12 protein-coding genes are annotated in these 16811 nt (G+C 43.3%); 7 read left to right on the top strand and 5 right to left on the bottom strand.

Annotated elements, in window-relative coordinates; genetic code table 11:
• Positions 1–5 precede the first annotated feature (5 nt).
• Positions 6–944 carry a UDP-glucuronic acid decarboxylase family protein gene (locus GKD17_RS15100; RefSeq protein WP_007832344.1) on the bottom strand — a complete coding sequence of 313 codons (939 nt, stop codon included), beginning with the start codon at positions 942–944 and terminating at the stop codon, positions 6–8.
• Between the two features lie 120 nt (positions 945–1064).
• On the opposite strand from GKD17_RS15100, the gene thiD reads away from it, so the two are divergent.
• The 4 genes from thiD to GKD17_RS15120 all read left to right on the top strand — a co-directional run bounded on the left by thiD (position 1065) and on the right by GKD17_RS15120 (position 5528).
• Positions 1065–1889 carry a bifunctional hydroxymethylpyrimidine kinase/phosphomethylpyrimidine kinase gene (thiD, locus tag GKD17_RS15105; RefSeq protein ID WP_007832342.1) on the top strand — a complete coding sequence of 275 codons (825 nt, stop codon included), beginning with the start codon at positions 1065–1067 and terminating at the stop codon, positions 1887–1889.
• Positions 1890–2015: 126 nt separating this feature from the next.
• Entirely contained in the window at positions 2016–2903 is an 888-nt protein-coding gene (gene fabD / locus GKD17_RS15110; RefSeq protein WP_008653546.1) for an ACP S-malonyltransferase, read from the top strand.
• 124 nt (positions 2904–3027) lie between these two features.
• Entirely contained in the window at positions 3028–3813 is a 786-nt protein-coding gene (locus GKD17_RS15115) for a patatin-like phospholipase family protein (protein WP_007832337.1), read from the top strand.
• 17 nt (positions 3814–3830) lie between these two features.
• Positions 3831–5528, top strand: a complete 1698-nt coding sequence (locus tag GKD17_RS15120; RefSeq protein WP_007840210.1) for an alpha-amylase family protein — start codon at positions 3831–3833, stop codon at positions 5526–5528.
• A 129-nt stretch (positions 5529–5657) separates the two neighbouring features.
• Here the strand turns inward: GKD17_RS15120 and GKD17_RS15125 are convergent, their stop codons facing one another.
• Positions 5658–6746 (bottom strand): HpaII family restriction endonuclease, encoded by a 1089-nt coding sequence (locus tag GKD17_RS15125; RefSeq protein WP_007832333.1) that lies wholly within the window; start codon positions 6744–6746, stop codon positions 5658–5660.
• A 501-nt stretch (positions 6747–7247) separates the two neighbouring features.
• Here GKD17_RS15125 and GKD17_RS15130 point away from each other — a divergent pair.
• The 3 genes from GKD17_RS15130 to GKD17_RS15140 all read left to right on the top strand — a co-directional run bounded on the left by GKD17_RS15130 (position 7248) and on the right by GKD17_RS15140 (position 9708).
• Positions 7248–8306: a linear amide C-N hydrolase gene (locus GKD17_RS15130; RefSeq protein ID WP_007832329.1), complete on the top strand. Its 1059-nt coding sequence runs from the start codon at positions 7248–7250 to the stop codon at positions 8304–8306.
• Between the two features lie 234 nt (positions 8307–8540).
• Complete coding sequence (locus tag GKD17_RS15135) at positions 8541–8999, top strand: alanyl-tRNA editing protein (RefSeq protein ID WP_007832327.1); 459 nt, start codon at positions 8541–8543, stop codon at positions 8997–8999.
• A 265-nt stretch (positions 9000–9264) separates the two neighbouring features.
• Positions 9265–9708 (top strand): Hsp20/alpha crystallin family protein, encoded by a 444-nt coding sequence (locus GKD17_RS15140; RefSeq protein WP_005839658.1) that lies wholly within the window; start codon positions 9265–9267, stop codon positions 9706–9708.
• A 242-nt stretch (positions 9709–9950) separates the two neighbouring features.
• Here GKD17_RS15140 and GKD17_RS15145 read toward each other — a convergent pair whose 3' ends face one another.
• The 3 genes from GKD17_RS15145 to carA all read right to left on the bottom strand — a co-directional run bounded on the left by GKD17_RS15145 (position 9951) and on the right by carA (position 16793).
• Positions 9951–12296, bottom strand: coding sequence for a PAS domain-containing protein (locus GKD17_RS15145; protein WP_007832322.1), 2346 nt, complete (start codon positions 12294–12296; stop codon positions 9951–9953).
• 169 nt (positions 12297–12465) lie between these two features.
• Entirely contained in the window at positions 12466–15693 is a 3228-nt protein-coding gene (carB, locus tag GKD17_RS15150; RefSeq protein WP_007832321.1) for a carbamoyl-phosphate synthase (glutamine-hydrolyzing) large subunit, read from the bottom strand.
• Positions 15694–15716: 23 nt separating this feature from the next.
• The gene (carA, locus tag GKD17_RS15155; RefSeq protein WP_007832318.1) at positions 15717–16793 is read right to left on the bottom strand and encodes a glutamine-hydrolyzing carbamoyl-phosphate synthase small subunit; all 1077 of its coding nucleotides are present in this window, start codon (positions 16791–16793) and stop codon (positions 15717–15719) included.
• Between the last annotated feature and the right edge of the window lie 18 nt (positions 16794–16811).

The following is a 16811-nucleotide window of genomic DNA, read 5'->3' on the forward strand; positions in this document are numbered from 1 at the left end:
ATATATTATTTAGCCAGAACACTTTTAAAATAATCAATCACTTTCGTCAGCCCCTCTTCCAGATGAATGTGAGGCTCCCAATCCAGCTTTTCTCTTGCCAGAGTAATATCCGGCCTGCGCTGACGAGGGTCATCATGAGGTAAAGGTTCGAAAATAATGCTAGAATGAGAACGGGTCAGTTCCAGTATCTTCTGAGCCAGTTCGAATATGGAAAATTCGCAAGGGTTACCGATATTCACCGGTCCTGTGAAATGATCTTCCGTAGCCATCATACGCATCATTCCTTCCACCAGATCATCTATATACTGAAAACTACGCGTCTGTTTTCCGTCTCCATAAATGGTTATATCTTTATCTTGCAATGCCTGTACCACAAAATTGGAAATTACACGTCCGTCATCGGTCAGCATATTAGGGCCATACGTATTGAATATGCGGATTATTTTTACCAAAACACCATGTTGACGGTAATAATCCATGCACAAAGTTTCGGCACAACGTTTTCCTTCATCATAACAAGACCGGTAGCCTATGGGATTCACATTCCCCCAATCTCCCTCCCTCTGGGGATGCGACAACGGATCACCATACACCTCACTGGTAGAAGCCTGAAGTATTTTTGCTTTGTTACGCTTCGCCAGTCCCAACATATTAAACGTGCCGAAGACAGCCGTCTTCGCCGTTTTGATAGCATCATGCTGATAATGTATAGGAGAGGCGGGACATGCCAGATTGTATATCTCGTCCACATCCGTCCAAAACGGATTAATTATATCGTGTTCTATCAGTTCAAAGCGCGGATGCCCGGTCAGGTAACTTATATTCTCTTTACTCCCCGTGAAAAAGTTGTCTAAACATATAACAATATTACCTTCCTCTATCAGACGAGTGCATAGATGTGACCCTATAAATCCTGCGCCTCCCGTTACTAGGATTCTTTTCATTCCCCTTATTTTTACTTTATTTTATGTTTAGCAAAAATAATTGATTCCCTTCACTTGTGCAAACATTTAAAACAAGATTATTCGTTATCTTTGCAAATACTTTGTCAAAATGAGATTTATATGAAGAAATATCCTTGTGTATTAAGTATAGCAGGCTCCGATTGCAGCGGAGGAGCCGGTATACAGGCTGACCTGAAGACAATCTCCGCCTTGGGTGGTTATGCTGCGACAGCCATTACTGCAATCACCGTACAAAACACTTTGGGAGTACGTGCCATACATCCCGTACCACCGGTATATGTGCGTGGCCAGATAGAAGCCGTAATGGAAGATATCCGTCCGGATGCTGTTAAAATAGGTATGATTAATGATGTGGAAATAGTCAAGACCATAGCCTCCTGCCTTCGTACATACCGGCCCCGCTTCGTTGTGTTCGATCCGGTCATGGTATCGACCAGCGGACACCGGCTGATAGAAGAGGACGCCATCAGTGCACTGACCCGGGAACTGATGCCTCTGGCCAGCCTGATTACACCCAATCTGAGTGAAGCGGAAGTATTGACGGAACACCGCATAGGCTATGTGGACGAAATGAAAGCTGCCGCATCGGAATTATTAAAGTTCGGTTGCGGATCCGTTTTACTGAAAGGAGGACATTTGGAGGGCGACAAGATGTGCGATGTATTACAAATAGTTGGAGAAGACAAGCCTCATCTCTTTATTTCAGACAAGATAGAAAGCAAAAACACACACGGAACAGGATGTACTCTTTCTTCCGCCATTGCTACTTTTCTGGCACTGGGATATGATATGCCGCAGGCCGTAGAACATGCAAAAGCATATGTCACCAAAGGCATCCACGCCGGGAAAGACGTGCATATAGGCGAAGGACACGGTCCGCTGAATCACTTTTACGCACCTGTCCCGATGAAAATAATGAAATAATTTGTCTATGCGCTAATTACCATGCGGTACATAACGCAGCATATTAGCAAATTGCCTCATTATTATTCCGTAGTTCCGAAAGAAATAATTAACTTTGCAACGTTTTTAAACCAAAATAGGAAAAATATGAAAGCATTTGTATTCCCCGGACAGGGAGCACAGTTTGTAGGTATGGGTAAAGACCTGTACGAAAACTCGGCTTTAGCCAAAGAACTTTTTGAAAAAGCAAACGACATTTTAGGATACCGTATCACAGACATCATGTTTGAAGGTACTGACGAAGACTTGCGCCAGACTAAGGTAACTCAGCCTGCCGTTTTTCTGCACTCGGTAATTTCCGCTCTTTGCATGGGTGATGATTTCAAACCTGAAATGACTGCCGGACACTCGCTAGGCGAATTTTCCGCATTGGTTGCAGCCGGAGCATTGTCTTTCGAAGATGGTCTGAAACTGGTTTATGCACGTGCTATGGCTATGCAGAAAGCTTGTGAGGCACAACCCTCTACGATGGCTGCCATCATTGCGTTGCCTGACGAAAAAGTAGAAGAAATCTGTGAAGCGATTTCTAAAGAAGGAGAAGTGGTAGTGGCTGCCAATTATAACTGCCCGGGACAAATTGTCATCTCAGGTTCTATCGAAGGGATCAACAAGGCTTGCGAGCAAATGAAAGCTGCCGGTGCTAAACGCGCCCTGCCGTTGAAAGTGGGAGGCGCCTTCCACTCTCCGCTGATGAACCCCGCCAAAGTGGAACTGGAAGCTGCTATCAACGCTACTGAAATTCATACTCCGAAATGCCCAGTATATCAGAATGTGGACGCTTTACCTCACACAAATCCCGCTGAAATCAAGGCAAATCTGGTGGCTCAGCTCACCGCTTCCGTACGCTGGACCCAGACTGTGAAGAATATGGTTGCCGATGGTGCCGATGACTTTACTGAATGCGGACCGGGTGCTGTACTGCAAGGACTGATCAAGAAAATTGATGGATCGGTCAACGCACACGGTATTGCTTGATAAATAAATTTCAGTTATTATAAATTTTATACGGATTACCGGAATATGCTGAGTAATCCGTATTTTTTTATGGCATTTCACAAAAATATTCGTAAGTTTGTCGGTATCTAAACGAGATCAGACTATGAATGAATTTAAATATAACATTGGTTATGCCCTGAGCGGAGGATTTATAAAAGGATTTGCCCATTTGGGGATTATGCAGGCTTTGCATGAACATGGCATCAAGCCGGAAATACTTTCCGGAGTAAGTGCAGGTGCTCTTGCCGCCGTCTTCTATGCCGACGGCAAAGAACCTTTTCATATTGTTGAACTTTTTGAGCACCATTCATTCAAAGAACTGACCACTTTTTCTATCAACAAACAAGGTCTGCTGAAACTGGACAGTTTCATTGATTTCTTAAACAGCAACCTAGAGTCGAAAATGATAGAAGAACTAAAAATCCCCACTATTATTACCGCCACCGATTTGGATCACGGACGCATCGTTTCTTTTAAAAAAGGGAAAATAGCCGAAAGGCTGGCTGCTTCCTGCTGTATGCCTATCTTGTTTGCCCCCATACGCATCAACAATACATATTATGTAGATGGAGGAATCTTGATGAACCTGCCGGTAAGCCCCATCCGCAAAGAATGCGAGAAAGTGATAGCACTCAATGTAGACCCGCTGGTAGCAGATGAATATAGCAAGAATGTGGTAAGCATCGCACTCAGAGCCTATCATTTTATTTTCCAAGCCAATACACTGCCTCAAAAAGGGATTGCAGATTTGCTGATCGAATCATACGGACTGGAAGAATACAGCAACAGGGAGCTGGAAAGAGCCGAAGAGATATTCGAAAAAGGATACAATACGGCAACGGAACTCCTGGACAGATTACTCCTGGAGAATGGAACGATTTGGAGATAAACAAAAAAAAGAATAAAATGGATACACAAGAAAAAATTATTATCTATCAGGTATTCACCCGTTTATTCGGGAACAACAGCCTGCGTTGTAAGCCTAATGGTTCTTTGGAGGAAAACGGTTGCGGAAAAATGGCCGATTTCACGACAAAGGCTTTAAGCGAGATCAAAACACTGGGTGCTACACATATTTGGTATACAGGTATCATTGAACATGCTACCCAAACCAATTATACCCGCTATGGTATCAAACCCGATCATCCTGCAGTAGTAAAAGGAAAGGCCGGATCACCGTATGCCATCAAGGATTATTATGATGTAGACCCTGACTTGGCAACCAGTATCCCGGACCGTATGAAAGAGTTCGAGAATCTGGTAAAACGAAGCCACAAAGCCGGATTGAAAGTCATCATTGATTTTGTCCCCAACCATGTAGCCCGCCAATATGGTTCAGACGCCAAGCCTGAAGGAGTAACCGATTTGGGTGAAAAAGATGATATGACAAAAGCATTCAGCCCCAACAATAATTTCTATTATATTCCAGATACAAAACTGGAAGGTAATATCGACCTGCACCGTGGCGCAGCGGAACCTTACATAGAATTTCCGGCAAAAGCAACCGGTAATGACCGTTTTGACGCATGGCCCAACTCCAATGACTGGTATGAAACTGTGAAACTGAATTATGGTATAGACTACATGAACGGTCATAGCCGCCACTTCGAACCGATTCCGGACACATGGGTAAAGATGCGTGACATCCTACTGTTCTGGTCTGCCAAAGGCATTGACGGATTCCGCTGTGATATGGCAGAAATGGTTCCTGTAGAATTCTGGGGATGGGTGATTCCGCAAATCAAAGCCGAACATCCGGAACTGATATTTATCGCCGAGATCTATAATCCGGGAGAATACAGGAATTATCTGTTCAATGGTAAATTCGACTATTTATATGACAAAGTAGGTCTGTATGATACGCTACGCGCCATTACCTGCGGATGGGAATCGGCAACTGCTATTCCACAACGCTGGCAAAGCTTGGGAGGTATCGAAAAACGAATGCTCAATTTCCTGGAGAATCATGACGAGCAGCGCATAGCTTCCGATTATTTTGCCGGAAACGGCTCGAAAGCCATCCCCGCAATGATTGTATCGGCTTGCATGAATACCAACCCAGTCATGATTTACTTCGGGCAGGAATTGGGAGAACATGGCATGGATACGGAAGGTTTCAGCGGGCGTGACGGAAGAACTACTATCTTTGATTACTGGAGTGTGGACAGCATACGCCGCTGGCGCAACGGAGGCAAGTTTGACAATAAATTCCTGAATGAGGATGAAAAGCAATTGAAACAATTCTATACCCGCCTGCTGAATATATGCAACAGTGAAAAAGCCATACGGGAAGGTGTGTTCTTTGACTTAACCTATGCCAATCTGGCCGGATGGGTGTTCAACGAACATAAGCAATACGCCTTTTTACGAAAACAGGATGATGAACTGATATTAATTATGGTCAACTTTGACTCCATACCGGCACGTTCAGCCGTCAATATTCCGCAACATGCGTTTGATTATTTAGGCATCCATCGTTATGGAGAATATGAGGCAACCGAATTGCTGACCGGAAACACAGAGAAGCTCACTCTTATGCCGGACAAAACAACTCCCGTATTACTAGATGGAATGAATGGAAAAATTCTGAAATTCAAGCTATAGTTTCCCACTACAGATTACTCAGATTAACACAGATACAGATTGAAATAATCAATAAATCGTATTTCAATCTGTGTAATCTGTAGTGAAAAAATATTTTAATTCTAGGAAAATACAAATTCTTTCATTGTCCTATCTCTTCAACAGACCAATTTTCAAGTTCAGTTTAAAATAATAGACTCCGTTCTCACGTTCCAGATATCCATATTTATCTTTTTCAGTGGAACTTTTCTCAAACCGGGAATTAACAAACAGGAAATCGGCAAAGACCTGACGGTCAGCCTTCTGATAACAAAGTATCTCTCCATTACCATCTACAAACAGAAAACCGGATATAGCAGAATCTATCCCATTAAAGATCTTGGCAGGACGCATTCCCAAAGCCAAAGCCATAAGAAACTGCTTCATCTTATATTCATAATAACTATGCTTATGAATCAATTCATCCTTTATTTTCAACGGATTGATTTGTTTGATTGCTTCTATCAGGTCACTAACTTTGGATATGCCATCCAAATGCATGACACGCAACATCTCGCCCAACATACGGGGAAAATGAAGATCTATCATGCAAAGATTACTGCGGAATACTTTATCGGCCACATCATTATATTTCAAGATTCCTCCCAAACGTTCTATCATCAACATACGCCCTGTCACATCGTCTTCTTCACCAAAAGCATTAATTTTGTTTACGGTAGGAGTAGCGAATTTAACACCTGTCTGCTCGAACTTCAAATTGGCGGCACGCCCTCCATCCAACAACGGGAACATAGTCCCCAAACGGGAACGAACGCAAAAACCTACCAACGGGGCCTCTATACCGTAAAAAGCAACATAAAAATCAGTACGGTCATCCGTCTTTGCTTCCAAGTCATAAATGGCGACTTCATCCAAAAATTCTTCCACACCGTCGGGAGACATCACATCATTCTCGCGACTCTCCTTGACAGCAGCAAAAACCAACTCTGCCACAGCCGCAAAATCCTCACGAGGTATCTGCTTATCTATCTTTTCCCCACAAATACGTACGGTCGCCTCATCCTCCAGAATATAACGGCGTGTCCCGTCATGTTCCTCACGCTGTACCATCGCCACAGGAAACTTTTGCACTTCATTCCTTTTCACATCAGGCGTACCTGCATACACATATCCGTCCGCTAACAAGCGGAAAAAGGCGTAAAGCTCGCCCCACTCTCTCTTTGTCGCTTCAAATGCCATATATTTTCTCTTTTTACTATCGTCAGCTATTTTTTAACGGCTGCAAAGATACGCAAAAGAAGTCTTAAAAAACAGGTTTTCGAGAAATACAAATATTAAACAATGTTATATAGCATACTTTTTAAGTCTGATTATTTGCTATTTTCCAAAAAGTCCGTATCTTTGCAATGTGTTTTTCATAGTATTAGATTTAAGGTTAACAAAGGTTGGAGCAAGGCGTTGCTCCTTTTTTATTTTATCCCCCTTATTTTTATGATAAAACAAGTATTTCTTTTAATCCACAAACCTCGATCTATCTTAAATCAGTTCTCAACAAAATCCCTCCGATAGGATAATCAGGTAGAAATTTATGAAGGGAACACGGATGTCATTTATATTCCAATCGAACCGATGAATTAGCATTTATCAACAAATGTATCACAAATCACTGCATTTCTATAAACCTGTTCCTTATCCGGTTTGTTCTAAATAGCAAAGACAATCTTTATAAATGATAGAATCATGAAATTAAAAAAAGGAAGTATTGCATTACTAACATTGGCAGGTATGTTCTATATGAGCGTACAAAAAGCGGATGCATGCACGCGTGCCGTCTATATCGGACCGGACAATATGGTAGTAACCGGACGTACAATGGATTGGAAAGAAGATATTATGAGTAATATCTATGTTTTCCCCAGAGGAATACAACGTGCAGGATATAATAAAGAAAATACCGTGAAATGGACTTCAAAATACGGCAGCGTCATTGCAACAGGATATGATATAGGTACGTGTGACGGAATGAATGAAAAAGGATTGGTTGCCAGTCTGTTATTTTTGCCAGAATCCGTCTTTGACCGTCAGGGAGATACACGTCCTGTCATGGGAATCAGTATATGGACACAATATGTACTGGACAATTTTGCCACCGTACATGAAGCTGTCGAGGAACTGAAAAAAGAATCATTCCGCATTGATGCTCCCCACATGCCCAACGGTTCAGCTTCCACTCTTCACCTGGCTATTACAGATGAAACAGGAAATACAGCGGTTCTGGAATATCTGGACGGGAATTTAAGCATACACGAAGGAAAAGAATTCCAAGTGATGACCAATTCTCCACGATATGATTATCAGTTAGCTATCAATGATTACTGGAAAGAAATAGGAGGATTGCAAATGCTGCCGGGTACAAACCGTTCCAGCGACCGCTTTGTGCGTGCCTCTTTTTATATACATGCAATCCCTCAGACTCCGGACGCTAAAATAGCTGTACCCAGTGTACTCAGTGTGATGCGTAATGTATCCGTCCCCTTCGGAATTACCACACCGGACAAACCTCATATATCTTCCACCCGCTGGCGCTCTGTATCCGATCAGAAGAATAAAATATATTATTTTGAATCGGTCATGACTCCTAATCTGTTTTGGTTGGATTTGAAAAAAATAGACTTTAGTCCCAAAGCCGGAATCAAGAAACTGCCTCTCACCAACGGAAAGATTTATGCAGGGGATGCCGTAAAAGATTTAAAAGACAGCGACTCATTCGTCTTTTTATTTCAAACCCCTGTGATGTAAAATAGTAAAATCAGTATGACGTTCATGCCTCATGAAAATCGGTTGAGAGCCTCGTGAACGTCATACATTTTTACGAATGTGCTCCCCCTTTGGCATTAAGTATCTTTTAAAATTCGTTGTTTTATAATAATACAAAAGCAATCATTTCCTCTCTGCTTCCTCATTACAAAAGAATAATTTATCTTTGAACGGATTTTAATATCCCATCAAAATCAGAACAAAAATAAAATAACTATGGAACAACCATCACTCAACGACCATAATAAACAGGAGTACCCTCCCATGCATACCACAGAGCATGTCATAAACAGGACAATGGTCAATCTTTTCGGATGCGGACGAGCAATATCCGCCCATATAGAACGCAAAAAAAGCAAGCTGGATTTTGCGCTGCAAACATGTCCGGAAGAAACGGATATTACAAGAATAGAAAACACCGTAAACGAAGTATTGCGAAGAAATTTGCCCGTTACAATGGAATTTATCTCTCAAGAGGAAGCTATAGGACGTTTTGACATGAAACGCTTACCGGAAAAAGCTTCCGAAACCGTACGGATTGTAAAAGTCGGCGATTACGACGAATGCCTCTGTATAGGTCAACACGTGAAAAATACGTCCGAAATAGGTACATTTAAAATTATAAGCTACGACTATAAAGACGGAATCTTCCGTATGCGGTTCAAGCTGATATAGAACGACTGTCAATCTGTCCCCCCTAAAATTACAAATTGGCAGTAGTCTTGACAATCAAATGTTTAAAGAGGCTTACCAACTTTTAATGCAAAGGTTTTAATCTTTAAGAAAACCTTTATAGGTTTAAAAGAGTGCAATATAAACCGCATATCATCGAACTAATGGTATGCGGTTTGCATTATGGATAGTGAATGACAAAACCGAAAGGTGAAGGAATTCAGAAATAAACAAAATGTTTAACCAAAACCTATAGGAGATTAAGATTATGATGCCAGTAAGAAGATCAAACCAAACATGGTTACCAAGTATTTTTAATGATTTCTTTGATAACGACTGGATGGTAAAAGCCAATGCAACAGCTCCCGCCATCAATGTTATTGAAAGTGACAAAGACTACAAAGTAGAAGTCGCCGCTCCGGGAATGACCAAAGAAGACTTCAAGATTCATATCAACGAAGACAACGACTTGGTTATCTCTATGGAAAAGAAAACAGAAAGTACTGAAGGTGATAAAGAAGGCAAGAAAGAAAGCCGTTACTTGCGTCGCGAATTCTCTTATTCTAAATTTCAACAGACATTGATCCTGCCTGATGATGTAGATAAAGATAAAATTGATGCAAAAGTAAACGATGGTGTATTAACTATCGAGCTGCCGAAGCGTACGCCGGAAGACAAAGAAAAAGCAGCTAAGGTTATCGAAGTTAAATAACATGCTCTCAAATTCAGAAAAGAGGGATTGCCTATGAAAGGGCAGTTCCTCTTTTGTTTTTATAAAAGTCCGTTTCTATTTACTATAGGTTCATCGTAACTTACAACCCAAAGATATAAATCTTTCACCTGCAAGATCTATAATCTTCCGGGGGTAAGATCTATAATCTTCGCATTGCATCCTCCCTTCCCTATTCTGGTCCATATTGTCGGCTGTCTTTACGCACTATACCTCGCTAATGTCTACTTAACATATTTATCCAACACTTTTTCCAAGGCATTTTGTGAAACCGGCTTAGTCAGAAAATCATCGCATCCGGCTTCTATAGCTCTGTCTTTGTCGGACTCAAAAGCAAAGGCAGTCAAAGCGACAATAGGCACTTCTTTTGAATAAGAACGAATCAGGCGCGTAGCCTCCAGCCCATCCATATGGGGCATCTTGATATCCATCAAAATCAAGTCAGGCTGATGTTCTTTAAATTGATTCACCGCATCCTCTCCATCCTTAGCCCATAGCAGATTACATCTTTTTCCTAACAATGTCTTTAACAGCAAAAAGTTGCTGTCCACATCTTCCGCCACCAGTACTGTTCTTCTTTGCAATACTTTTCTCAGTCCCGTACTCCCTGATTCCGGACACTTCGTACCCCTTCCGGATTCCGGACATTTTTTACCCGCCTTATAAGGAATCGTAAAACGAAAAGTAGAACCTTCATTCAGTTTGGATTCCGCAGTAATCTCTCCACCTATTTTTTCTACAATCACCCTACAAATCGCAAGCCCCAAGCCTGTTCCCTGAACAAAAGTATTCAGTTTCACGAAACGCTCAAAAATCATTTTAATCTTCTCCTCGGAGATCCCCATCCCTGTGTCTTTTACATAAAAATCAATATACTCCTTCCTCACTTCAAAACCAAAACGGATTTCCCCTTTGAAAGTAAATTTTATAGCATTGGTTATCAAATTTGTAACGACTTGCATAATTCGGTTCTGATCTTCATTGATTATCAAGCTGGTGTCTTTATTGTCTAATATCAAAACAACCCCAGTCTGCACCCGATCCTTGTGCATCTCATACACATTACGGCACAATTCTCCCAAGTCCATTGGATATCTGACGTATTCCAATGTACCGGCCTCTATTTTTGCCAAATCAAGAATATCATTGATTAATTGCAACAATATTTCCGAATTCTGGTTGATAATATCCGAATAAAGTTTTTCATCCGCCACATTATCCGCCATAGTCATCAAACGGGAAAAACCTACTATTGCATTCAAAGGAGTACGGATTTCATGGCTCATATTGGCTAGAAAGGCTGTTTTCAGCCTGTCGGACTGCTCAGCCTTGATACGGGCCTGAACCAGCTCTTGCTCTATGTTCTGCATATTAGTAATATCCCACGAAATGCCAATAATAAGCGGTGCACGCCCTTCCAGAGGAACTAATGTTTTTAAAGTCTGCACGATGCGGGTCTCGCCTGTAGCCGTCACATACGTTTCCTGCATTTCCATGCGCTCTCGGGTACGGATCAATTCCAAATCATCCCGATGAAACTTCTCCGCATTCTCATGCTCAGGAAACACTTCAAAATCAATATGACCCAATGCCTTGGAAGCAGGAATTTTAGAGTGACTGGCAAATGCTTTGTTCCAATAAAGGTATCGGAAATCATCCTCAGGGTCTTTCACAAACAAATAAACAGGAATATTATTCAGTATGGCATCCATCAGATAATTCAGTTCACGCAATTCGTCACGGTTCTTGATAACATCCGTTATATCCTGCGTAAAGAACCAAATCATTTCCTCACCCTGATTTTGAATCATAAAAGCCGAAACCTGATGAACACGAAGTTTTGTTTCTCCCACACGGGTATATTTAGCACGATAAGCAAAATTACCTCCATTATCACGAATCTCTTGAACACGTTTATCAAATATTTCTTTGGTATTCAGAGAAACAGGTAAATCATAAACTTTTTGTGTGCCCAACTCCTCTTTCACTCCATATTCCTCAATAAACTGCCGGTTGGCATAAACTAAGGTTCCGTCAACCGATACAGCCAGAATACTATCACTGACCTTATCCAGTACCCGTTTAAATATTTCCAAGTTCTGCTGTGTGGCAACTCTTTCACTAATATCACGACACATTATCAGTACATATTCTTCATCTAAGGGGAAAATACGATTTTCATAATAATGAAGTGTCCCGTCCACATCCAATTCATGATGGGCGGTAGAACCTCTACCTGTCGCAATAGCCTTCTGAAGATTATTATGTATATTGTGATAAGCTTCTTTAGGAACCATATCCTGCATACGCATCCCTTTAAAATCATTGTTGGATACACCCACATGATTGGTTTCTTCATTAGACACCACTTCTATACCCGTTTCCTCATGATTGAATACGGTGAGCATATCCGGCAAAGAATCTAATATTCTTACCGCATATTTCTCCTTGAAACTAACGCTATCAAAGTTTTTTTCAGAAGAAGATAATTTTTCTTTCAGCAGCCTGTTCTCCTCTTTCAACGATTCAATTTCCTGCTCTAATGCTTTAAGCTTGTGTTCACAATCCATTTGTATTGAATATCTTTAGGATTCCTAATCGGACAAAATTAGGAAACTTTTTGTGAACAAAGAAAGAATAGTGAATAATTTTCTAATGAAAGAGAAGTCACTGATTAATAGTTAATGGAGTGCACTGTTATGCCGCACCCCATTAACCACACATCACTAAACATTCAAATCATTTATATTCCGCCCAGCTCTTGATAGCGATATCATCCACCGTCATGGTACAGAAGGCATTGATAAACGCGCTTGCCAGACGGGCATTGGTAATCAAGGGCACATTCAGGTCGATGGCGGCACGACGGATCTTGTACCCGTTATCCAACTCCCCGGCTGTCAGGTTCTTCGGTATATTGACTACCATATCTATCTTTTTCCGATGCAACATATCCAATGCCTGAGGTTGCCCTTCCTCGCTGGGCCAGTAAACACGGGTATTTTCCACCCCGTTTTCGGTCAGGAAGTGCGATGAGCCTCCGGTGGCATAAAGTTTATAACCTTTCTTCTGTAACATACGGGCAGCTTCCAAAGTATCCGCTTTCTGCTTGGCGTTACCAGTTGAAAGCAACACACTCTTTTCCGGAATACGATAGCCCACAGACAACATCGCCTTCAATACGGCACACGAAGTATCCGTACCGATGCAGCCTACTTCACCGGTAGAGGCCATATCTACGCCCAATACCGGATCGGCTTTCTGCAAACGGTTGAAAGAGAACTGGCTGGCCTTAATACCCACATAATCCAACTCGAAAAGATTCTTGTTCGGTTTCTCTACCGGCAATCCGAGCATCACCTTCGTAGCCAGTTCGATAAAATTGATTTTCAACACCTTGCTGACAAAGGGGAAGCTGCGTGAAGCACGAAGGTTACATTCAATCACCTTGATATCGTTATCCTTTGCCAGATATTGTATATTGAACGGACCGGAGATATTCAATTCCTTGGCTATCTGACGGGAGATGCGCTTGATGCGGCGTACCGTTTCCACATACAGTTTCTGAGGAGGGAACTGAATGGTGGCATCCCCCGAGTGCACGCCGGCATATTCAATGTGCTCACTGATAGCGTATGCCACAATCTCACCATTCTGTGCCACAGCGTCCATTTCCACTTCCTTAGCGTGCTCAATGAACTGGCTCACCACTACCGGATGCTTTTTCGATACGTTTGCAGCCAGTTTCAGGAAGCGTTCCAATTCCTCTTGATTGGAGCAGACGTTCATGGCCGCACCACTCAGCACATACGAGGGACGTACCAAAACAGGGAAGCCTACTTTATCAATAAAAGCATGGATATCCTCCATAGAAGTCAATGCGCTCCATTCAGGCTGATCCACCCCAATGCGGTCCAGCATGGCCGAGAATTTATCACGGTCCTCAGCATTATCAATGCTCTTGGCACTGGTACCGAGGATATTTACATTTTGCGCATCCAGACGGAGAGCCAGGTTATTGGGAATCTGACCGCCGGTAGATACAATGACTCCGTGAGGGTTCTCCAGTTCGAGGATATCCATCACACGCTCAAAAGTAAGTTCGTCAAAGTAAAGACGATCGCACATATCATAGTCGGTAGAAACCGTTTCGGGGTTATAGTTGATCATGACACTGCGGTAACCCTCCTTACGGATGGTCTGTAAGGCCTGTACCCCACACCAGTCAAATTCCACCGACGAACCGATGCGGTAAGCGCCCGAACCCAGTACCACAATGGATTTATGGTCGCCTAAGTACTTCACATCATTGGCCACGCCGCTATAAGTCAAGTACAGATAGTTGGTCTGTGCAGGGTATTCGGCAGCCAACGTGTCGATTTGTTTCACCACCGGAAGGATTCCCACCTGCTTGCGATGATTGCGCACATACAGGATGCCGTCTTCCATATCTCCCTCGTAGCCAATGGCACGGGCTATCTGGAAATCGGAGAATCCCTGCACTTTCGCCTTGCGGAGCAGCTCGTCCGGCATATCGGTAATCTGCTTGTGGTTATTGCCCCACTCGTGCATCTCTTTAGAAGTGTTCATGATGTGCTGCAATTTCTGCAAGAACCATTTGTCAATCTTGGTCAGCTCATGAATCTGGTCTACCGTGTAACCTGCACGCATGGCTTTGCTGATCACGAAGATACGTTTATCCGTCGGTTCACGGAGGGCTTTGTCCACATCTTCTATAACCAGTTCCTTATTCTCCACGAAACCATGCATTCCCTGGCCAATCATGCGCAAACCTTTCTGAATGGCTTCCTCGAAAGTGCGTCCGATAGCCATCACCTCGCCCACCGATTTCATGGACGAGCCCAACTCACGGTCCACACCATGGAACTTGCCCAAATCCCAACGGGGAATCTTGCACACCACATAGTCCAGTGCAGGCTCGAAGAATGCGCTGGTGGTCTTTGTCACCGAGTTTTTCAAGTCGAACAACCCGTATCCCAAGCCTAATTTGGCGGCAACGAAAGCCAACGGATATCCGGTCGCTTTGGAAGCCAATGCAGACGAACGCGAAAGACGGGCGTTGACCTCAATGACACGGTAATCTTCCGATTCGGGATCGAAGGCATACTGTACATTACATTCGCCCACAATGCCGATATGGCGGATGATACGGATAGCCAGTTCACGAAGTTTATGATACTCCGCATTGGTCAGTGTCTGCGAAGGGGCAATCACGATAGACTCGCCGGTATGGATACCCAGCGGGTCAAAGTTCTCCATGTTACATACAGTGATGCAGTTATCATAACGGTCGCGGACCACTTCATATTCCACCTCCTTCCAGCCTTTCAAACTCTTTTCCACCAATACCTGCGGCGAGAAAGAGAAGGCCTTTTCAGCCAAAACATTCAGTTCCTCTTCATTGTCACAGAAACCAGAGCCTAGTCCACCCAATGCGTAGGCGGCACGGATAATAACCGGATAACCTAATTCTTTAGCAGCGCGACGGGCATCTTCCAAGTTTTCCACCGCTTCACTCTTGATGGTCTTTACATTGATTTCATTCAGTTTTTCTACAAACAACTCACGGTCCTCCGTATCCATGATGGCCTGCACGGGAGTACCCAACACACGGACATTGTATTTTTCGAAAATACCTGCTTTGTACAGTGCCACCCCACAGTTCAAGGCAGTTTGTCCGCCGAAAGACAGGAGCACACCATCCGGACGTTCCTTTTCTATCACCTTTTCCACAAAATAAGGAGTAACGGGCAGGAAATAAATCTGGTCCGCCACCCCTTCGCTGGTCTGCACAGTAGCAATGTTTGGGTTGATCAGAACCGTTTCAATCCCTTCCTCCTTCAAGGCTTTCAGCGCTTGCGAGCCTGAATAGTCAAACTCTCCGGCCTCGCCAATCTTCAAGGCGCCGGAACCTAATAATAATACTTTCTTTATTTCGTCTTTCATACTTGTTCTTTTTAATACACGGTTTATAGCAACTTCACAAATTCATCAAACAGGAACTCGGTATCCGTAGGTCCCGACGCCGCTTCCGGATGGAACTGTGCCGAGAACCAAGGTTTGGTTTTATGCCTGATGCCCTCGTTGGAACCATCATTCATATTGATGAACAGCGGTTCCCAATCGGTTCCCAATGTATTATTATCTACTGCATAACCATGGTTCTGGCTGGTAATGAAACAACGTTCCGTTCCCACCATGCGCACCGGCTGGTTATGACTGCGATGACCGTATTTCAATTTATAGATAGTAGCACCTCCCGCCTTTGAAAGCAACTGATTCCCCATACAAATGCCAAAGATAGGCTTGTCGCTCAGGCTCATCGCCTTGCGGATATGCTGTACCGCCTCATCACATGTATCCGGATCACCCGGGCCGTTCGAGATAAACAATCCGTCATACTCCATCCCTGTAAAATCATGGTTCCAAGGAACGCGGATCACTTCCACATCCCGTTTCAGCAGACAGCGGATGATATTTGTCTTTACACCACAATCCACCAACACCACTTTCTTCTTGCCGGCGCCTTCGTTGTAACGAATCACCTCCTTGCATGATACTTTATCCACATAGTTGATACCTGCATACGTTGCTTCGGGCACTTTATCGGGCTCATCATCAAATACGATCTTCCCCATCATCACCCCATGTTCGCGAAGGACTTTTGTCAGTTCACGGGTATCGATGCCTGTAATGCCCGGCACTTGCTCACGCTTCAGCCAGTCGGCCAGACTTTCTTTCGCATTCCAGTGACTGAATTCTTCACTGTAATCACTTACAATAATCGCTTCGGCATGGATACGTTCACTCTCCATAAAAGTGGCCAAGCCGTTGGGTTCGACAGTAAAGGGAGGCACCCCGTAATTACCGACCAACGGGTAAGTCAAGGTCATCAACTGCCCCGCATATGAAGGGTCTGTCAAGCTCTCAGGATAACCGGTCATAGCGGTATTAAACACCACTTCACCGGCTACCGGTTTCTCATAACCGAACGACTTGCCCGGGAAACGGCTCCCGTCGTCGAGGATCAATGTTACATTTCTCATCTAATCTATCTTGAATGT

The sequence above is a fragment of the Phocaeicola dorei genome, from assembly GCF_013009555.1.
GTDB classification, from domain to species: domain Bacteria; phylum Bacteroidota; class Bacteroidia; order Bacteroidales; family Bacteroidaceae; genus Phocaeicola; species Phocaeicola dorei.